The organism is Anaerococcus vaginimassiliensis, from assembly GCF_900626155.1.
Taxonomy (GTDB): Bacteria; Bacillota; Clostridia; order Tissierellales; family Peptoniphilaceae; genus Anaerococcus; species Anaerococcus vaginimassiliensis.
In genome coordinates, this window is the sequence record NZ_LR130844.1 from 1,167,976 (window position 1) to 1,188,635 (window position 20,660).

Annotated in this window: 20 protein-coding genes; 17 read left to right on the forward strand and 3 right to left on the reverse strand. The window is 33.4% G+C overall.

All coding sequences use genetic code 11. The features are described from left to right. The first annotated feature begins 279 nt into the window (after positions 1-279). The 9 genes from E0D87_RS05780 to E0D87_RS05820 all read left to right on the forward strand — a co-directional run bounded on the left by E0D87_RS05780 (position 280) and on the right by E0D87_RS05820 (position 8,680). On the forward strand, positions 280-1,278 hold the full coding sequence (locus tag E0D87_RS05780; protein ID WP_130819699.1) for a M15 family metallopeptidase: 999 nt from the start codon (positions 280-282) through the stop codon (positions 1,276-1,278). A 70-nt stretch (positions 1,279-1,348) separates the two neighbouring features. Continuing rightward, complete coding sequence (locus tag E0D87_RS05785) at positions 1,349-1,720, forward strand: Rid family detoxifying hydrolase (protein WP_130819700.1); 372 nt, start codon at positions 1,349-1,351, stop codon at positions 1,718-1,720. Positions 1,721-1,777: 57 nt separating this feature from the next. Further along, entirely contained in the window at positions 1,778-2,959 is a 1,182-nt protein-coding gene (locus E0D87_RS05790; RefSeq protein ID WP_130819701.1) for a M20 metallopeptidase family protein, read from the forward strand. 68 nt (positions 2,960-3,027) lie between these two features. After that, the gene (locus E0D87_RS05795) at positions 3,028-3,480 is read left to right on the forward strand and encodes a redoxin domain-containing protein (RefSeq protein WP_130819702.1); all 453 of its coding nucleotides are present in this window, start codon (positions 3,028-3,030) and stop codon (positions 3,478-3,480) included. 199 nt (positions 3,481-3,679) lie between these two features. Next, entirely contained in the window at positions 3,680-4,384 is a 705-nt protein-coding gene (locus E0D87_RS05800) for a ZinT/AdcA family metal-binding protein (RefSeq protein ID WP_130819703.1), read from the forward strand. Between the two features lie 51 nt (positions 4,385-4,435). Then, positions 4,436-5,758 (forward strand): metal ABC transporter substrate-binding protein, encoded by a 1,323-nt coding sequence (locus tag E0D87_RS05805; RefSeq protein WP_130819704.1) that lies wholly within the window; start codon positions 4,436-4,438, stop codon positions 5,756-5,758. Continuing rightward, positions 5,745-6,416 (forward strand): metal ABC transporter ATP-binding protein, encoded by a 672-nt coding sequence (locus E0D87_RS05810; protein WP_130819705.1) that lies wholly within the window; start codon positions 5,745-5,747, stop codon positions 6,414-6,416. The genes E0D87_RS05805 and E0D87_RS05810 overlap by 14 nt, the downstream gene beginning before the upstream one ends. Beyond that, the gene (locus E0D87_RS05815) at positions 6,410-7,204 is read left to right on the forward strand and encodes a metal ABC transporter permease (protein WP_130819706.1); all 795 of its coding nucleotides are present in this window, start codon (positions 6,410-6,412) and stop codon (positions 7,202-7,204) included. Before E0D87_RS05810 ends, E0D87_RS05815 begins: the two co-directional genes overlap by 7 nt. Positions 7,205-7,309: 105 nt before the next feature. After that, positions 7,310-8,680 (forward strand): aldehyde dehydrogenase family protein, encoded by a 1,371-nt coding sequence (locus E0D87_RS05820; protein ID WP_130819707.1) that lies wholly within the window; start codon positions 7,310-7,312, stop codon positions 8,678-8,680. Positions 8,681-8,719: 39 nt separating this feature from the next. On the opposite strand, the gene E0D87_RS05825 is transcribed toward E0D87_RS05820, so the two are convergent. Continuing rightward, positions 8,720-9,937 carry an FprA family A-type flavoprotein gene (locus E0D87_RS05825; RefSeq protein ID WP_130819708.1) on the reverse strand — a complete coding sequence of 406 codons (1,218 nt, stop codon included), beginning with the start codon at positions 9,935-9,937 and terminating at the stop codon, positions 8,720-8,722. Between the two features lie 225 nt (positions 9,938-10,162). On the opposite strand from E0D87_RS05825, the gene E0D87_RS05830 reads away from it, so the two are divergent. After that, a complete protein-coding gene (locus E0D87_RS05830; protein WP_130819709.1) occupies positions 10,163-11,848 on the forward strand; it encodes an acyl-CoA dehydrogenase family protein in 1,686 nt (561 codons plus the stop codon). A gap of 38 nt (positions 11,849-11,886) precedes the next feature. Here E0D87_RS05830 and E0D87_RS05835 read toward each other — a convergent pair whose 3' ends face one another. Further along, complete coding sequence (locus E0D87_RS05835; protein WP_130819710.1) at positions 11,887-12,399, reverse strand: nucleoside 2-deoxyribosyltransferase; 513 nt, start codon at positions 12,397-12,399, stop codon at positions 11,887-11,889. A gap of 81 nt (positions 12,400-12,480) precedes the next feature. On the opposite strand from E0D87_RS05835, the gene nadE reads away from it, so the two are divergent. From nadE to E0D87_RS05860, 4 genes are all read left to right on the forward strand, one after another. Further along, positions 12,481-14,286 carry an NAD(+) synthase gene (gene nadE / locus E0D87_RS05840; protein WP_130819711.1) on the forward strand — a complete coding sequence of 602 codons (1,806 nt, stop codon included), beginning with the start codon at positions 12,481-12,483 and terminating at the stop codon, positions 14,284-14,286. Next, positions 14,276-15,079, forward strand: a complete 804-nt coding sequence (locus E0D87_RS05845; protein WP_242618446.1) for a metallophosphoesterase — start codon at positions 14,276-14,278, stop codon at positions 15,077-15,079. The genes nadE and E0D87_RS05845 overlap by 11 nt, the downstream gene beginning before the upstream one ends. 199 nt (positions 15,080-15,278) lie before the next feature. Then, a complete protein-coding gene (locus tag E0D87_RS05855) occupies positions 15,279-16,142 on the forward strand; it encodes an SDR family oxidoreductase (RefSeq protein ID WP_130819712.1) in 864 nt (287 codons plus the stop codon). Next, a complete protein-coding gene (locus E0D87_RS05860; protein ID WP_130819713.1) occupies positions 16,129-17,406 on the forward strand; it encodes a dicarboxylate/amino acid:cation symporter in 1,278 nt (425 codons plus the stop codon). Before E0D87_RS05855 ends, E0D87_RS05860 begins: the two co-directional genes overlap by 14 nt. A gap of 160 nt (positions 17,407-17,566) precedes the next feature. On the opposite strand, the gene E0D87_RS05865 is transcribed toward E0D87_RS05860, so the two are convergent. Continuing rightward, complete coding sequence (locus E0D87_RS05865) at positions 17,567-17,983, reverse strand: Fur family transcriptional regulator (protein ID WP_130819714.1); 417 nt, start codon at positions 17,981-17,983, stop codon at positions 17,567-17,569. A gap of 94 nt (positions 17,984-18,077) precedes the next feature. Here E0D87_RS05865 and E0D87_RS05870 point away from each other — a divergent pair, with 94 nt between their 5' ends. The 3 genes from E0D87_RS05870 to E0D87_RS05880 are packed head-to-tail and all read left to right on the forward strand — an operon-like array spanning position 18,078 to position 20,658. Continuing rightward, positions 18,078-19,172 (forward strand): metal ABC transporter substrate-binding protein, encoded by a 1,095-nt coding sequence (locus E0D87_RS05870; protein ID WP_130819715.1) that lies wholly within the window; start codon positions 18,078-18,080, stop codon positions 19,170-19,172. A gap of 18 nt (positions 19,173-19,190) precedes the next feature. Beyond that, the gene (locus tag E0D87_RS05875; RefSeq protein ID WP_130819716.1) at positions 19,191-19,856 is read left to right on the forward strand and encodes a metal ABC transporter ATP-binding protein; all 666 of its coding nucleotides are present in this window, start codon (positions 19,191-19,193) and stop codon (positions 19,854-19,856) included. Further along, on the forward strand, positions 19,849-20,658 hold the full coding sequence (locus tag E0D87_RS05880; RefSeq protein ID WP_130819717.1) for a metal ABC transporter permease: 810 nt from the start codon (positions 19,849-19,851) through the stop codon (positions 20,656-20,658). Before E0D87_RS05875 ends, E0D87_RS05880 begins: the two co-directional genes overlap by 8 nt. Positions 20,659-20,660 lie beyond the last annotated feature (2 nt).

Below are 20,660 nucleotides of genomic sequence, written 5' to 3' on the forward strand. Positions count from 1 at the left end.
TTAAAACTTTTCTAATCATTATTTTTCTATTAAAAACTTACAGAAAATAAAAAAGTTTAAAAATCTATATATTTTTATAAAAATATGATAAAAATACCTCAAATTCTTTGAATTTAGACAAATTTACCCTATGTTTTTTTCATGATTCATGTTATAATTAAAGTAAGAATTTAGCAATCTAAAGCAGACAAAGGAAATTGAAATATATTATCCTAATTTGAAAAGGGTTGCTTATCCCAAAAGATTTGACTAAAATATTGAAATAAATAGAGGAAGGTTATGTCTAACAGAGGTATCAGAGAACTAAAGAGAAAAAAGAGAAGACAGAAAGCTAGAAGAAGAAAGAAAATCTTGTTATCATCAGGACTTGCCCTAACTTTGTTTTTAGGTGCAAAGTTTATTTCTAATAATCAGGATGATTTTGAGATTCAAAGGCCCTATGAATATAGGCAAGCCCAAGCAATAGAAGAAAAAGAAGAAGAGATTGAAGAAAGTCCATATAGAGACATTGTTCATGTTGCTACAGAGGCGGGCTTTGAAAATCTTAATATAAACGAAGATAAGAAAATAGAAGATGACAAGTATCAAAAAAGTTTGCAAAGATACGTTAGATGTGCAAAAACTCAATATGCCTACCAATATCCAAATGATTACTCTAAGACTGAGAAGTTTATTGAAGAAGGTGATTATTTAGCTTATTATGGCACTGAAAATGGTTTTTCTAAAATTAAATTAGATGACTCCTTTTACTATGTCAATAAATATGGACTAGAAGAGCTTGACTCTGACAAACAAGTAAAGGTTATAAGCGGTATAGCTTATGTTAGTGAGTCTTATCCGCTTCCAAGTGACTTTAGCCCAGGAGTAGATAAGACCGCCAAGAGAGCCTATGAAACTATGAGACAAGATATGCAAAGACAAGGGCTAGATATCAAAATTGCCTCTGACTTTAGAGACTACTCTTTGGAAGAGAAGATGAATAAAGCAGGCGATATAGATAGCGAACTAGCAGGTTTAAGTGAACACCAACTAGGACAAGCATTTGACTTTTTTACTGAAGCTGACAAATATTCAGAGAAATTTGCTACAACAAAAGAGTACAAGTGGCTTAGTGAAAATGCTTACAAGTATGGATTTATAGAAAGATATCCAAAGGGGAAGGAAGATTCCACAAACCACAAAGCTATGCCATGGCACTTTAGATTTGTTGGTGTGGAAAATGCCAAAGAAATCTATGAAAATGATTTAACATTAGAGGATTATTTGAAGGTTAATTAATTGTATTTTTTCTAAGATTAGATATAATATAAAGTGTAATGTAGTTACATTTTAGATTAAGGAGTTTTTTATGAAATCAATTAATACAAATGACGCACCAAAAGCAGTAGGTGCATACGTTCAAGGAATCGCAACAGATAATTTAGTTTTCACATCAGGTCAACTTCCACTTGATCCAAAAACTGGTGAACTAGTAACAGAAATTAAGGCAGCTACTAAACAAGCTCTATCAAATGTTGAAGCTATCCTTAAAGAAGCTGGTTCAGGAAAAGATAAGGTTATCAAATGTGTTGTTTATCTAAACGATATTAACAACTTCAAGGCATTTGATGAAGTATATGCTGAATTCTTTGCAGATCACAAACCAGCTAGATCAGCATTCGAAGTAGCAAATCTTCCAAAAGACGGTCTACTAGAAATCGAAGCTATAGCTAGCTTATAAAGAGAAATTTAAACGGCAGTTTTTACTGTCGTTTTTTTATACCTAAAGGAATATAGTATGAAAGGTAAGTATATACTAGAAGAAATCAGTAAAGATAAAAATAAATTAATTAATCAAAGAAGAAAACTCCACACTCTAGCCGAAGTATCATCTAAGGAATATAAAACATCAGCCTACTTAAAGGATGAAGTTAGAAAGTTAGGCCTACCTATAGTTGAAGTAGAAGGCACAGGTTTTTATGCAATCCTCGATAGCAAAAAAGAAGGAAAAACAATTGGTCTAAGAACAGATATAGATGCCCTTCCAATATATGAATCAGAAACTAACCTATATCAAAAAAGAATTGTTGTATCAGATGATAAGGAAGTCTTTCATGCTTGCGGCCATGACGGTCACATGGCAATTCTACTATCAACTATGAGGATCCTAAAGAAAAATATAGATAAATTGAAAGGTAAGATTATCTTTATATTTGAAGAGGGCGAAGAAACTGGAATTGGTGTATTTAAAATGATAGATAAATTAAAGGATGAAAACATAGATTTTTTCTATGGAAATCACCTAGCATCATTTTTAAAAACAGGAGAGATTGCCCTAGATCCTGGAGCTGTTATGGCAGGCTTTGCCATGGTAGATTTTACTATAAAGGGAGTCGGAGGTCATAGCTCAAGACCAGATAGAGCTATTAGTCCAATATTTGCCCAAGCAGCTGTAATCCAATCTCTGGCATCAGCTTTTGTCAATAGATTAGATCCAAACCAAACTGTAACCCTAGGCCTATCAACTATCCATGGGGGCAAAGCTCACAATGTAATAGCAGAAGAAGTGAGAATTGATGGAACTATGAGATATTTTGATAGAGAAGAAGTAGATAAAGCATTAGAGCTTATAGAAAATGTTGGAAGTCAAGTGGCAAATGCTCATGGTTGTAAGTTTATAGTAAATACCTTAGAGGCAGAATACGATCCAGTTATAAATGATAGCGATTTAAGTAGGATAATGAAGGAAGAACTAATAGATTATTTTGGAGAAAATCTCAAAGAAGGTATAAAATGGTACGCATCAGAATCCTTTGAACTTTACGGTAAGCTTGCACCAGCTTTATTTTCTTTGGTAGGAACCGCAAATGATGATAAGGGAAGTGGAGCAGAACACCATACTCCACTCTTTGACATAGATGAAGATGCCTTGGAAAATGCAGTTTTTGCCATGGTGAAATTTGCTATAAGATTTCTTTAAAATATATTTTATGAAATTTCTGATATAGTTGGGTATATATACTATGTAGAGATAACTAGGAGGTAATAATGACAATTCAAGTTAATCAAGAAGCAATAGATTTTACACTAAAAGATCAAAACAAAGAAGAAATTAAACTTAGCGAATTAAAAGGAAAAAAGGTAATTCTTTCTTGGCACCCATTGGCCTACACACCAGTTTGTACTGATCAAATGAGATCTCTAGAAAGAAACTATGACAGAATCCAAGAAAAGGGAGATACTGTAGTTATAGGAATTTCTGTAGATCCTTTCCCAGCTAAAGCAAAATGGGCTGATATTCTTGATCTAAAAGACATAAAAATAGTATCAGACTTCTTCCCATATGCAGAAGTAACTAAGGCATACGGATTATTCAACGAAGAAAATGGTGCAAGTAAACGTGCTAATGTAATAATCGATGAAGAAGGAAAAGTACAATGGGTTAAGGTCTATGGAGGAAGCGAACTTCCTGATGTAGAAGAAGTTATAGACAATCTATAGATAAGTATAAAGAATTTAAATCTCGCCGAGGGGCGGGATTTTTTCTTTGTTCAAATATGTTAAAAAAATAATAATTTATGATAATGCAAATCATTCTTGACAAATTATTAAAATAGTGCTATTATAAATTTATCAAGGAAAGTCATAAGAATAAAATAATGATTTACCTACATAAAAATAATAAATTAAGGAGATAAATATGAAAAAGAAAAATACTATTGCCCTAACAGCGATCCTATCATTTGGTTTAATCCTGGCAGCTTGTGGTAATGACCAAGCTCACGATAATGAGGTTAATAACAAAACCCAAGTAGAGGAGAGTAAAGAATCTAATGCTTCTCAAAGTGAAAATACAGAAAGTAAAGAAGAAGTAATAGAAGAATCTAAAAAAGAAGAAGCAAATGAAAAAGTAAGCCTAAGCGATTGGGAAGGAAATTGGAATTCCATGGAAGGATATCTGGATAAAGAAGAGGTCCAAGATGCATTCAAAACATTAGCAGAAAAAGAAAACACTGACCAAGAAACAGCAAAAAAAGCTTATTTAGAAAAAAGAAAATGTGACTTCAAAGGCTTAGAAATAGAAGGAGAAAAGGTAAAATTCTACCAAGAATTTCCAGAAGATTCTAGCAAAGAAAGTTCGGAAGTTGAGTATAAATTTATAGACAAAAAAGAAGTTAAACACGGTTCTCACATGCTAGAATGGGATATCTTTGAAGCAGTAAGCCCAGATGCTGAATATAAATATCTACTAATGATGCCAATACACGGTGAAGAAAGTCTAACACATTTTCACATGAGATATGGAAATGATGTAGACGAATTATTAGAAAAAGATGGTTGGTTCCCTACATTTGTTAAACCAAACACAACAGATTCACAAATTATTGATGAGATTACAGAATAAGTTTACTGGGGGATGGGTTAGCTCATCCCTTTTTGTTATTAAGGAGGACTCATGAAAAGACTCAAAAAAATAAGTCTTATTATTTTTGCCCTGATATTTTTCGTAGCCTGTGGCAAGAATGAAAAAGAGGATAAGAGACCCTTAGTTTACACTTCTTTTTATCCTATAAACGACTTAACTAAAAAAATTGCTGGAGATAGCTTAAATGTCCAATCATTTATGCCAGAAGAAAAAGAAGCCCACCTCTGGGAGCCTTCTGCAAAGGATATGAAAAAGCTTGCCAAGGCGGATCTTTTGGTTGTAAATGGAGCCAATATGGAACCATGGCTTGACAGTGTTAAGGAAAATCTTCCTAACCTTGATATTTTAAAACTCTCAGATTCAGTGGACCTTATTACCTACAAGGGCCAAGCTGCTATTGGAGATTTTCAATATATGGCAAGGATAGATGTGACAGATAAGGTTCAAAAGTTTGACTTTGCCCATACTCACGAAGATATGATGAGGGTTGCCTTTATCAAAGACGAGGGCCTAAGTCAGGAAGAACTAGTCAAAAAGGCCAAAGAGGTCATGAGCCAAAAGGGAGAACTAGTTTCTCAAAAATCAACCATCAATGTTGAGGAAGGAAAGGTATATGGCCTAGAAATGGGACATGAATCTGGTGAAATATTTTATAAAATGCCTAAGGCTGGCAAATGGATTTTTGTCTCAGATAGGATAAGCGAAGACCTCCTTCCTTATTATCTGATGGATGAAAATGGTGACCTTCTAAAGGATACCAACAGAGAAGAATCCCTAATGGAAGGCTCTTCATCTGGCTTTGATAAGATAAGTTACGATCCACATTCTTGGCTTTCTATAACAAACGGCAAAAAATACCTAAATGCTATCCAAGATAAGTTGATAGAGAAATATCCAGAAAATGAGAAAATTTATAAGAAAAATAAATTGAAATACGTTGACCAATTGACAGATATAGATGCAGAATATAAGGAGAAATTTAAGAAATTAGACCAAAGAGAATTCCTTACAATCCACTATGCCTACGCATATATAGCAAGGGATTTTGATCTGATTCAATACCCTCTGCAAGGTCTAACTAGCCTTGAAAGTCCGAGCCTTAAAACAATTAAAAAGGCCGTAAACTTTGCCAAGGATAAAAATATAGACACAATCTTTTATGAATTTGGGAAAAATCCAAAGGAAGCCAAGGCCTTGGCTGAAGAACTAGGTGGTAAAATTAGTCCCCTTGCTTCCATGGAGTTTATGACAAGTGAGCAAGAAAAAAAGAAAATGGATTATATAGACCTTATGAGGATGAACCTGGATAACCTATACGAGTCAATGAAAGGAGATGAAAGTGAAAGCAATTGAAATTAGCGACCTATCCTTTGCCTACAAGGATATACCAGTTATAAAAAACTGCAATCTTGATGTAGCTTGTGGAGAAATGGTATTGATAGTTGGGGGCAATGGATCAGGTAAATCGACCCTAGTTAAGCTTATGCTAGGTGAGCTTAAGCCTGATGAAGGAGAAATTAAAATATTGGGCAAGGATATATCTTCTTACAAATCATATAAAAAAATAGGGTATGTGCCCCAGATAAATATTGTAAATAAAATATCCTTTCCTATAACTTGTAAGGAACTTGTAGTATTAAATCTTTATGAAGACTTTAGCTTTATAAAGATAGCGAAAAAAAGCCACTACCAAAAAGCCTGCCAAGTTCTAAGGGATATGGGCATGGAAGAATATATAAATACCCCAGTCAACGAACTTTCCGGAGGTCTTGCCCAAAGAGCGATGATAGCAAGGGCTATGATAAATAATCCTGACCTTCTTATCCTAGATGAGCCGACAGCAGGAGTGGATAAGGAAAATAAGGAAAGATTTTATGAAACTATAAAAAGCCTACAAAAAAATCTGGGAATAACAATAGTTTTGATTACCCACGAACTTAAAGAAATTGAAGAGCTTGATATAGATAAAACGGAGTACAGGATGAATGAAGGGAGCTTAGAATTATGTTAGAATTTGCCTTTATGAGAAAGGCTCTTATGGTAGGTTTCCTCCTATCCATTATGATTCCTATCATTGGAATTGTAATGGTTAATAGAAAAACATCTATGATAGGAGATGCCCTATCTCATACAGCCCTTACTGGTGTAGGTTTGGGACTTATCCTTGGTTTTGATCCTCTTTTAGGATCAGCCATAGTATGTGTAATAGCAGCCTTTATGATTGAAATTATAAGGAAAAAATTTCCCCAATATGGAGATATGGCCACAGCAGTTATCATGAGTACTGGACTTGGTCTAGCAGCTATACTTTCAGATTTTGCCCCTGGGGGAAACTCCTTTGAATCGTATTTGTTTGGGTCAATTTCTTCTGTAACAAGTTTTGACCTAATAAATACCAGCATTATTTTTGTTCTGGTACTAATACTTTCAATAAGTAGGTATTCGGCTCTTTTAGCCATATCAATCGATACAAATACAGCTAGGCTATCAGGGGTGAGGGTTAACCTTATAGAGGCAATCTTTACATTTCTAGCAGCAGTAACCATTGCCCTAGCAGTAAAGATTATAGGAGCCTTGATGGTAACAAGCCTAATAGTTTTACCAGTTGCAACGAGTCTAATAGTATCAAGAAGTTACAAGCAGACATTTTTTATAACAATCATTTTAGGAATTGTATATATGATGGCAGGTATTATTCTCTCCTTCCAATTTGATATAAAACCAGGTGGAGCAATTGTAGTAAATGCAGTAGTTGGTATGTTGGTATTTACCCTTTATAAAAAACTAATCAAAAAATAAATTATCCTAAGCTAGCAGCATCCTCCCTAAAAGCTGCTAGTTTTTTATATTTAAATTGGGTATAAATATAGAAATAGACCTAAGATATGAAAATAGGAGGAAATAATGAGCAATTTGTACTCTATAATAGATAGACAAAGAGAGTTTTTCTACTCTGGTTATACTAAAACTGAGACTTTTAGAAAAGAAAACCTAGAAAAATTAAGAGATTTAGTGGATCTTTATGAAGATGAGATCTTAGCCTGTTTAAAGGTGGACCTTGGCAAGTCAAACTTTGAGGCTTATGTTAGTGAAATATCTTTTCTTAAGGAAGAGATAAAGTTTGCCTTAGATAATTTATCTGACTGGATGAAGGCAATAAGGGAAAAGACTCCTATCCAGGCTATGCCTGCAAAATCATATACCTTGTATGAACCTTTGGGAGTGAACTTGATAATAGCCCCTTGGAATTATCCTTTTCTTTTAGCTCTTGATCCTGTAGTTTCTGCTATAGCTTCAGGAAATACTGTAATCCTTAAAACTTCTTCTAAGACATTGGCTACAACAGAAGTTATTACAACGATGATTAACAATCATTTCCCAGAAGAATATATCTATGTAGTAGATAATGACAAAGTAAGTCACGAAGAGCTTTTAGCAGGTACTTACGATCATATTTTCTATACTGGAGGAAAGTCAGTCGGTAAACACATAATGAAAAAAGCAAGCGAAAATTTAACTAAGGTTACATTAGAACTTGGCGGAAAAAGTCCTTGTATAGTAGATAGGACAGCTGATCTTGATAATGCTGCTAAGTCAATCGCTTGGGGAAAAACATTAAACGCAGGTCAAACTTGTGTAGCTCCTGATTATATTCTTGTTGATTTTGCTATCAAAGAAAAATTTATAGAAAAACTTAAAAAATATCTAGTGGAGTTTTATGGACTCAATCCGCTTTTATCAAAAGATTATGTATCTATCATAAACACAAGTCACCTCGAGGGACTTGTAGATCTTTTAGATGGTCAAGATATTATTTTTGGTGGTAATTATGATAAGGATACTCTAAAACTTGAACCAACCATAGTCGATGGTGTTGATTTTGATAATAAACTTATGGAAGATGAAATATTTGGACCAATTATTCCAATCATTACCTACGAAAATATCAATTCTATTTTATATAAAATAAAAAGACTTCCAAAGCCACTAGCTTTTTATCTATTTGCAGACGATAAGAGACTGATAGATAAGGTTATGTATAATATGGAATATGGTAATGGTTGTGTAAATGATTGTATCATGCAAATTGCAAGTCCATACTTAGAGTTTGGAGGAGTAGGAGCAAGTGGCATGGGCGGATACCATGGCTACAATGGATTCGTTAATTTCTCCAACAAAAAATCCATCATGCATACACCTAAGAATCTAAAAGTTAATATAAAATATCCTCCTTATGAAGATGGGAAATTGAATCTAGTTAAGAAAATTATGTAAAGAAAAACCAAGGCTTATTTTGTAGCCTTGGTTTTTAAATTAGTTATTTTTGCTATCCATGTCAGCTTTGATTGCTTTAGCTAATTCTTTTATTAGTTCTACTTGTTCCATTTTTACACCAGAGTTGATTTTTACATCTTCTCCAACGTAGTCAAGCTTAGCAGAAGATAAAATTTCTTTAGATATTTCTAGACTTCTACCACCCCAAGACCAGTTGTTTAAGAATGAAACACTTCTGTTTGTATATCCTGTTCCAACTAATTCTCTTAGGAAAGCATCCATCTTGTAGTATAGACCTGAGTTGTAGTTGATTGGTGCAAATACTGAGTGAGAGAATCTGTGACAATCGCTAATTGGATATGATACGTCCCAGTCAGCAACGTCATAAGTTTTGATATTTTCTACTCCAAGTTGGGCAAGGTTTGTAGCAAGGATATCAGCAGCTTCTTCTGTATCACCATACATTGATGCGTAAACTATAACTACACCATCTTCTTCTGGAGTAAATGTTGACCATTTGTTATATTTATCCATGATAAACTCAATTGATTCTTGGTCAGTATAAACTGGTCCATGAAGAGGAAGGATAGCATTTATTGGAAGACCGTCGATCTTCTTGAAGGCATTTTGAACCATCTTTCCAAACTTACCTACGATATTGATGTAATATCTTCTAGCTTGATCTAGCCAATCACCCTTGTGCATTACATCTTTGGCGTGAATGTGACCTTCGATTACATTGAAAGATCCGAAAGCGTCAGCAGAAAATAGGATGCCCTCGTTTGTTTCATAGGTCATCATTACTTCTGGCCAGTGAACCATTGGTGTAAATACAAACTTAAGATTTCTCTTTCCTATATTTAATTCGTCACCATCTTTAACTTCGTAGTATCTATCTTTGAAATCATCATTGTAGAATTGTTCATAGAATTTAAAAGTTTTTGCATTTCCAACGAACTTAGCATTTGGCCATTCTTTCATACAAAAATCAATGTTTCTACAGTGGTCTGGTTCCATGTGTTCTATTACAATGTAGTCAAGTTCTTCTCCGTCTAGGGCAGCTTTGATATTTTCAAGATATCTTCTAGTAAAGGCAGCTTCTACTGAATCCATTAGGACATTTTTTTCGTCTTTTATGACATATGAACTGTATGAAACTCCATTAGTTAATTCGAACATGTTTTCGAATCTATCAATTCTTCTGTCGTTAACTCCGACCCAATAAATATTATCTAAAACTTCTATTATATTGTGCATTATTTCTCCTTTGAAAACTATTTTTTTAACTATATCTACTATACCAGTAAATCAGGAAAAATAAATTATATATAAATGATTATTATTATCGACAATAATCTAAAATAAATTAAATTTTAATATTAATTAAAAAAGTATGTTAGAAATAATTTATTTGGGTATATAATATATGAAAACAATTACAATGAATAATTTAAATGATATTAATATAAGGAGTAATTAAAAATGGGATACAATCTACCAGAAGATTTAGAAGAATTTAGAAAAGTTGTTAGAAGTTTTGCAGAAGAAAAAATCAAACCTATTGCTTTTCACTTAGACCAAAGCAAAGAATTTCCAAAAGAAATTGTTAAAGAAATGGGTGAGATGGGACTTATGGGAATTCCTTTCCCAAAAGAATACGGTGGAGCTGGACTTACTAACCAACATTACGCTATAGCTGTCGAAGAGCTATCAAGAGTGGATGGTGGTGTAGGTGTAATTTGTTCAGCACATACATCTCTAGGAACATGGGGACTAAATGAGTTTGGTAATGAAGAACAAAAGGAAAAATATCTAAGACCACTTCTTACAGGTGAATCAATTGGTGGCTTCGGTCTTACAGAAGAAAATGCAGGATCTGACTCAGCAGGAACAGAAACTACAGCTGTTCTAAAGGGAGATCATTATGTATTAAATGGTAAGAAGATTTTCATTACTAACGCACCAGAAGCTCAAACTTATCTAGTAACAGCGGTTACAACACCTGGTAAAGGAAACCATGGTATTTCAATGTTTATAGTTGATAAAGACTTTGAAGGATTTACTTTCTCAGAACCATATGACAAACTAGGTATAAGATCATCAGTTACAGCTGAGCTTCACTTTAAGGACGTAAAAGTTCCAAAAGAAAATCTACTTGGTGAAGAAGGTAAGGGTTTCAAATATGCTATGATGATTCTAGACGGTGGTAGAATCGGAATTGCATCACAAGCTCTTGGTATTGCTCAAGGAGCTTATGAATCAGCTAAGGAATATGGACTTGCTCGTGAACAATTTGGTGAAGCTGTAGCAAGAATGCAACACAACGCATTTATTCTTGCAGATATGGCAACAGAACTAAAGGCAGCAAGACTATTGATATATGATGCAGCTAAGAAAAAAGATGCTCACGTTCCTTACGGTATGGATGCAGCTATGGCAAAGCTATACGCATCTGATATGGCAGAAAAACTAACTTCTAAGGCCCTTCAATTATATGGTGGATCTGGATTTATCAAGGGTGTAGATGTAGAACGATACTACAGAGACTCTAAGATTACACAAATCTACGAAGGAACAAATGAAATCATGAGGCTCGTAATCTCAGGATATATTTTCCCAAGAATAGCTAAAAAAGAAGCTAAGAAAGATGCTCCAAAGAAAAAACAATCTCAAGTAGGAGATAGGAAACTTGAAATCTTTAAAGGCGATGAAAAAGAAGCCGCTAAAAAACTAGTAGAAGCATTAAAGGCAGAAGGATTTACCTTTGATAAGAAAGATGTTGATCTAGAAGGTGAGATTGAAAGTGCTGACTCTGTTGTAGCAGCAGGTATGGGAATTGGAGAAGAACAAAACTTAGAATTGATCAAAGAACTAGCTAAAGAAACTGGATCTGTTCTTTCATCTTCAAGACCAGCTGCCCAAGTTAGAGGATATGTCCCAACAAACAGATTTATCGGTCTATCAGGTAAGAAATTCTCTGGTAAACTATATATAGGTGTTGGTATATCAGGAGCTATGCAACACTTAAGAGGAATTCCAGATGCTGGAACAATTGTTGTAATCAACAATGACGAAAGCGCAGCATTCTTTGATAACTGTGACTACGGTATAGTAGGAGACTTCCACAAAGTAGTACCAGCTTTAATAGAAGAAATTAAAAATGCATAATTGATAAAATAAAGAGACCTTAATTGGTCTCTTTTATCTTACAGATTTTCTCTTATAAATTCTTTAAGTGCTTCTATCAAATCGTCAGATTTTTTATATATTCTTGGTTTGTCGAAATAATTTCCATTTTTATCTACATAAGATAAGCCAGTTATAAGTTTATTTATATACATAAAGTCATTTTGGAAGACATCTTTTTTTATTTCAGCTAGTTTATCATCTCTGTCATTTCCAGTTAGTCTTATATCTGTATATAGTTGAAATATAGGGATTCCTCTTTCAAAAGCGATTCCCATTTCACCTGCAAGGCCCAAATCAGTTGTATCCATCAAGGCTATTAGTAGATTTGAGCTTTTTAGCCTATCATAATCAGCTAAGAGTATATCAGCACCACTCGCAAAACCAGCAGATTTATCATTGATTTCCAAGTTATCAGCTGGATTGTAGAGGTCAATCTTATCACCAAATTCATTTTCCAAGGCATCTTGTACTTTTTTAGCTTGGAGTCTTTGACCTTCTATAAATAAATCACATCCTAAATATATTTTCATCATATCACCTCTAGATAATTATATCAGATTAGATTATTTACTAAAACTCCTTTATCCAATATAATAGGTAGAGAGGTAATTATGAAAAAAAATATAAAAATTTTATCTACGAATTTTGATATAGCCCTAGGTGATGTTAGAAAAAACCTAGAGACAATTAAAAATATAATAAGTAAAGCAGAAAGTGATGGCGTAAATATCTTATCCCTTCCTGAACTTTCATTAACAGGAGCATCCCTCTATGATTTGTATAAGGAAGATTCACTTATAAAAGCTGTGGAAGAAGCTATAGTAAAATTAAAAAACTATAGTAAAGATTTTGATCTATTAATTTCCGTGGGAGCACCACTTAGATCATCTGGTTTGGTCTATAACACAAGTTTTTTAATAAAAAAAGGAGAAATCCTAAATATATATGTCAAGACCAATCTAAAAGATTATGAGAAGACTGTATTTAGCGATATGATTCCTGAAAGTTTTTTAATTGGTGGAGAAAATATAGAAATAAATCCATTTTATCCAGAAAATATCGGTGGTCTAAAGATAGGAGTAAGCATAGGTGAGGATGAAAAAAGTATTATCCCTCAAAGTTTAACTTTTAAAGAACTGGGAGCTGATATAATTCTAAATCCTAATGCCTTTGAAAAAACAGTCCTATCAACTGAAAAAACAATAAATGATATTAAGTTTTTATCTAAAGATGTAGTTTATATTTCAACTGGTACAGGTATTGGCGAATCATCTACAGACTTTGTATATCAAGGATTAAACGCAATTATCGATGACGGTAAGATACAAGAAGTTTCAAATAATGATAGTGTAGTTTTTAATAAATTATTTGAAATAGATATAGACTCCCAAATAACTTTTACAAACTTTTCTGATAAAAATATAAAGCTTGACAAGTTTCCTTATATACCAAGAAAAGAAAAGGAAGATCTCTTTGTAAAAGATGTATTTGATATTGCATCAGCTGGACTTTTAACAAGGATGGGAAAGATTGGAGTAAAGGATGTATTTATAGGTGTGTCTGGTGGACTTGACTCTACAATGGCACTTTTATTCATTGACTATGCCTTCAAAAAAGTAGGCTTTGAGAGAGAGAACATTCACGCCTACACAATACCAGCCTTTGCAACGAGTAAAAGAACAAAGTCAAATGCAAACTTACTTTGTGAGGTTCTAGATATTAAGCTAAACGAGATAAATATATCTGAAGCTGTCAAAGTTCATCTAAGGGATATTGGTCATGATGGGATAAAACAAGATGTGGCATATGAAAATGCTCAAGCAAGAGAAAGAACTCAGGTTTTATTTGATTTAGCCAACATGCATGGAGGAATCGTAATAGGAACAGGAGATTTGTCTGAGATAATGCAAGGCTTTGCAACATTTAATGGAGATCACATGAGTAACTATTCCTTAAATGCAAGCCTAACTAAAACTCACCTTAGATTTATTGTAGGAAATGTTTCTAAAAATACAGAAAATGATAAATTAAAATCCGTCCTAGAAGATATATTAGCTACTCCAATATCACCTGAGCTTAAAAATGAGAGTGAAGAAACTATAAGCCAAAAAACAGAAGACATAATAGGACCTTATGAATTAATAGACTTCTTTATTTATTACCATCTAGCCTACAAGTTAAGTCCAGAGGATATTTATAAGAAGGCCATCCTTGCCTTTGAAGGTGATTATTCAAAAGATACTATCAAAAAATGGCTTAAATCATATTATAAGAGATATGCAAGTAGTCAGTTTAAAAGAGCAACTGCAGTAGATGGTCCAAGTATTACAGGACTATCAACATCACCTAGACTAGGTTACAAGATACCTTCTGATATGTCATCTAACATTTATTTAGGTGAAATAGATGAAGATTAGTAAGAAAAAGCTTGCTCTTGGCTTGGGGCTTAGTGCCCTAGGCCTAGGCTTTTATATTAATAGGCAATGTTTTCATGCTAAGGAAAAAAAGATCACTTTATACTCCCCAAAGATAGATAGTCCTATAAGGATCACGCAAATTACAGATTTTCATTCAAATGTCATATCGAATCTAGGAGAAGTTATAGAAAACATAAGACAATTTGCCCCTGACTTTATTATACTTACTGGAGATATCCTAGATTATGGAACAGATAGAAAGATTGAAAGAAGTCTGTTTTTTCTAAAAAACTTAAGTGCTTTAGGAATAGAAACTTTTTATATAACTGGCAACCACGAAGAAAGAGGTCCAAAGCTTGATTATTTCCTAGAAGAACTTGAAAAGCTTGGCATCAAATATTTAAAAAATGAATCAGTTCTTGTCAAAGATAATAAAATTAACTTGTATGGAAATACATTTTATACAAGGTCCTTTGACAATTATAAAAAAGATGATAATAAATTAAATATTATATTAAGCCATTATTCAAAACACGTAAGAGACAGAGATAATGTAGATTTTGATTTTGTGTTTTCAGGCCATACCCATGGTGGGCAAGTGAGATTTCCTATCTTAGGTGCACTCGTAAGTCCAGGCGAGGGATTTTTCCCAAGTTTTGACAAAGGGGTGTATCATTATAGAAATGGTATAATATATGTTGATAGTGGGCTGGGAAATACATTCTTGCCACTTAGGTTTCTAAACAAAATAGGATATTCTAATATAGAAATAAAAAATGGGTCTGTAGTTTAGTGGCAAAACAAGGGTGTCCGAAGCCAAAGATGGGGGTTCGATTCCCTCCAGACCTGCCAATTTAAGTTCGATTCGTCGAACTTTTTTTATTTGAAGAAATTATATAACAATATTCACTTTGATGAATTAATGCAAAATATTGATAAAATTTCGCAAAAGTATATAATAATACAATAAACGAAATAGAAAAGAGGTACTTATGATACTTGGAGTTAGAGATAAAATCTGGATAACAGGATCTCATGGTAGACTAGGATCTACTATATACAGATACCTGGATCCAATTGATGCTGAAATAGTAGCAACAGATAAAAATGAAGTTGATATAACTAATCAAAAGGAAGTGTCTACATTTATAGAAAGACTTAGACCAACCATTATTGTAAATGCGTCAGGTTTAACTAAGAAAAATGAATGTGAGAAAAACCCAGACGAGGCTTACTTATTAAACGCTATTGGAGCTAAAAACATAGCTATAGCTGCTAATCGTCACAAGGCAAAAATTGTCCAACTATCTACTGGAGATGTATTCGACGGCAATACCATAAATCCTTACAAGGAAATAGATACACCAAGACCTACAACAGTATATGGGAAAAGTAAGTTCTTGGGAGAAGAATTCGTAAGGAATTTCTCAAACTATTATTATATTATAAGAGTATCAAGACTATATTCTAGGGAAAATTCTTTTGTTGAAAATATAATTGACCAAGCAAAAAAAGGTAAAGTTGTGATGCCTAAAGACAGGATATCATCACCAACACCTGCCTTTGAGCTTAGTAAATTCTTGATAGAACTAATCAAAACAAATAACTACGGAACTTATCATGCCTCATGTGAGGGCTACTGTTCTCACAAAGACTTTGCCCAAGAAGTCATAGATTATCTTGGTCTTGATGCCGAAATAGAAGAAATTATTGATGAAAGTAGGGTAGATATGGTCCCAAGCTTTAGAGGAATAAGCAACTATTATCTAAACATAACTGATGGATATAAGTTTAACGATTGGAGATCTGCCCTTCATGAATATATAGAAAAGGAGGGACTGAATGGTAAAAAATAAGAAAAAGAAATTTGGACTCTCCCAACAAATATTTATATCGTTAATCATAGGAATAGTAGTTGGTATTCTCATACATTATTTCATGCCAGAAGGCCATTTCCGTGATGATATTTTGATAGAAGGAATATTTTACACAATAGGACAAGTTTTTATTAGACTCATGCAAATGCTAGTAGTTCCACTAGTGTTTTTCTCTATAGCAGATGGCTGTAGAAACCTAGGGGATACAGAAACATTGGGTAAGGTCGGAGTTAGAATTGTGGCGTTTTATATATGTACAACGGCCCTTGCAATATTTCTTTCCCTAATGCTTGCAAGAGTTATAAATCCAGGAAAAGGAATGAATTTAAGTCTTGGAGCTAATGAATTTGAAGTAGATAGCGGAGAGGAATTTTCAATATCTAAAACAATTCTAAACTTCGTTCCAACCAATCCAATTGGAGCACTAGCCAATGGAGAAATGATTCAAATTATAATATTTGCAGTTATTGTGGGTCTATTAATAGCATCTATGGAATATAGACTTATGACCCTAGGAAATGTCGTAACAGAAATGAACGATCTTATGATGGGAATGACAATGTGGGTTATGAAACTTGCTCCAATTGGTGTATTTTTCCTAATAACTAGAACCTTCGCATCATTAGGTTATGATGTAATCATATCTATGTTATCATATATGGCTACAGTTTTGGGAGGACTTGCTGTTCAACTAATTCTTGTTTACATGCTATTATTGGCAGCATTTACTAGAGTAAATCCAATAAACTTCTTAAAGAAATTTGCTCCAGTAATGACTTTTGCTTTTTCAACTGCCTCAAGTAATGCCACAGTTCCGGTAAATATCAAAACTCTAGAAGAAATGGGAGTGGATAGAAAAATATCATCCTTTACAATTCCTCTAGGAGCGACCATAAATATGGACGGAACTGCAATCATGCAGGGAGTTGCAGTAGTATTTATAGCAAATGCCTATAATATTGACTTAACAGCAGCAGACTTTGCGACAGTTATACTAACTGCGACAATTGCATCAGTAGGTACAGCAGGTATTCCGTCAGTAGGACTAATAACTCTATCCATGGTACTACAATCAGTAGGACTTCCGGTAGAAGGAATCGCTATGATTATGGGTATAGACAGAATTCTAGACATGGCAAGATCTGCCGTAAATATATCAGGAGATGCTTCAGGGACAATAATAGTAGCAAATTCTGTAGGTGCCTTTGATAAAGAAAAATTTGTAAGAAAAATAGAAAAATAAGAAAAAATCGGCAAAAGCTTATAAAAAGCTTGCCGATTTTTTTGAATTTGAAACAATTTCAGAATAAGGTTTTGAAAAAAGGAAATTATAAAAGAGGCATTAATCCTCATAAGTTAAAACTAAATGTGGGTCAAGATAGTAGAATTTATCATGATTCGCCTTATTTTATTTTCTTCTGACAATCAGGGCAAATACCTGTAAATTCGAAATTGTGGCCGTTTATTATAAAGCCAGTGTCTTCTTGTATTTTTTCTTCTATGGGATGGATTGGGCAATTATCCAGGATAAACTTTTTGTTGCAAATAGTACAAGTTATAAAATGTTTATGGTTTTCATTGTTTACTTGATAGTAGCTTATTCCGTCGACATTTGTTGTTTTTAATAAAATTTCATTTTCTTCTAGGGTATTTAAATTTCTATAAACGGTAGATAGATCTATATTAATTTTATCTTTTATTAAATCAAAAATCTCTTCTGCAGAAATAGGATGACCTTCATTTACCAAGGTTTCTGCTAACATCTTTCTTTGTCTAGTTAATCTCATTCCCTTATCTTTTATGAGTTTTTCTATATCCACGTTCTCACCTCTATAATATTATACTTTTATTTGACAGATAAAAAAATGAGCATATAATCTTAAATGCAAACAATTTGCAAGTAAAGGAGAAATTATGAAAGCAAAAAATTTATTTACGGTTCTTGCTCTAGTTGTTACACTTACAGCTTGTGGAGCAAACACAGATAAAAAGGAAAATGAAAATGTTGATGATTCTAAAAAAATAGAATCTAAAGTAGAAGAGGGAAATGAAAAAAATCAAGAGAATGAAAAAAGTGTAATTTACACATCATTTTTCCCTATATATAACCTTGCTAAACAAATCGCAGGTGACAAGTTTGAGGTAAGATCATTTACCAATCTAAAGACAGAAAGTCACGGCTTTGAACCATCTGCTAAAGAAATTGCAGAATTATCCAATGCAAAATTGATGTTTACAAACGGTGCCGGCATGGAAGAATGGGAAGAAAAGGTAAAAGAATCTACTGATGTTGAATTTGTAAATACAAGCGAGAGTATTGATTTAATAAAGGCAACAGAAGAAGACCACGAAGATCACGATCACGCTCACGAAGAAGACCATGAAGATGCGGATCACGACCATGAAGATGCGGATCATGACCATGAAGATGCGGATCATGATCATGAAGATCATGATCATGAAGAAGGTCATCATCACCACCATGGAGAATATGATCCACATACATGGTTAGATCCAGCTAATGGAAAGGCTCAGGCAAAAGTTATAGCAGATAAATTATCTGAAATAGATCCAGCCAATAAAGATTATTACATGGCAAATTATGAAAAGATTGCGACTGAACTTGATGAAATTACAAGTGAATACAAAGATAAGTTCGCTAATGTAGAAAACAATAAGTTCATTGTTCCTCACCAAGCTTTCGGATATGTAGCTCGTGAATTTAACTTAGAACAAATCCCACTAAATAGCTTGACTTCAACTGGTGAAGCAGGTAGCAAAGTTTTAAAAGAAGTTTCAGATATGGCAAAAGATGAAAAGATCAAAACTGTATTTTATGAAATGGGCGGATCAGATAAGGCAGCTAAAACCCTAGCAGATGAAATAGGTGCTGAGGCAAAACCAATCAGTACTCTAGAGTTTGTAACTGATGAAGAGCTAGACTCAAACAAAACTTACCAAGAAATGATTAAAGAAAATCTCGAAGCTATATACCAATCTTTGTCATAATATAGTATATTATAGTATATGAGATTACTAGAAATTAAAAACCTTAAATTTGGATATGAAGAAAATTTAATATTAAACGACATAAATTTAAATCTTGATGAGGGAAATTTCGTAGCCATCAGCGGAGAAAACGGATCAGGCAAGTCCACCCTAATCAAATTAATACTAAAAGCAATCAAAAAAGACTCTGGAGATATAAAGATTTTAGGAGAAAATATAGAGGACTTTAACAACTATGAAAAAATAGGCTATGTTCCTCAGGTAAACGACTCTTCAAAGATTTCCTTCCCTGTAACTTGCGAAGAGTACGTTAGCCTAGGTCTTTATAAGGAGTTTAACTTTTTCAATATGCCAACTAAAAAAACTAAACAAAAAGTAAAAAATGTATTTTCCTCCCTGGCTATTGAAAATCTTATGAAAAAACCCTTCAAAAATTTATCCGGTGGTCAACAACAAAGAGTTATGATTGCAAGAGCTTTGGTATCTGCCCCACGAATATTAATATTAGATGAACCAACGGTAGGAATTGATGCCAAACACAAGAAAGATTTTTTAGATTTACTTTATGATTTGAATAAAAATCATAAGATTAGTATTCTAATAATCAGCCATGAAATGGAACTTATCAAAGATTACGTTACAAAAACTGTATACCTAAAAGAAGGGAGACTTGTATATGCTTAGTTATGATTTTATGCAAAGAGCCCTTCTTGTAGGGCTTATGTTATCTATAATTATTCCAATGATAGGAATAGTTATGATAAATAGGAAAACATCTATGATAGGCGATGCGCTTAGCCATTCGTCCCTTTCTGGTATAGCTATTGGTTTGATATTCGGGATAAATCCCTTGTGGACGTCGCTTATAATATGTATCATTGCGAGCTTTGCAATAGAGATTATTAGGAGAAGATTTGACCAGTATGGCGATATGGCAACTGCAATTGTAATGTCAACTGGTATTGGTCTTGCGGCAGTACTATCAGATTTCACACCTGGTGGAACAAGTTTTGAATCCTTCATGTTTGGATCAATTACGACTGTTAGCGTAGATGATCTAATCCTTGTTGGTGTAATATTTGTTCTAGTTGTTGCAGTTTCTTTATATTTTTACAATGCTTTATTGTATAACTCTATAAATCCAATGATGTCTAGGCTATCAGGAGTAAAAACTGACCTTGTAGATTCAATTTTTACTCTAATGACAGCTATAACAGTTGCGATTTCTGCAAAGACAGTAGGAGCTTTGATGATAACATCACTTATGGTTATACCAGTTGCAACCTCACTACTTGTAACAAAATCATACAAATCGTCTTATATACTAGCGATAATATTATCCATATTATTTATGATTAGTGGTATAACGGCAAGCTTCTATCTAGGAGTAAAACCAGGTGGCTCAATAGTTTTAGTTGCTATAATAGTTTTAATAATAGTAAGTTTATTTACAATGATTAAAAGAAAAATGTTAGTTAGAAAATAAAA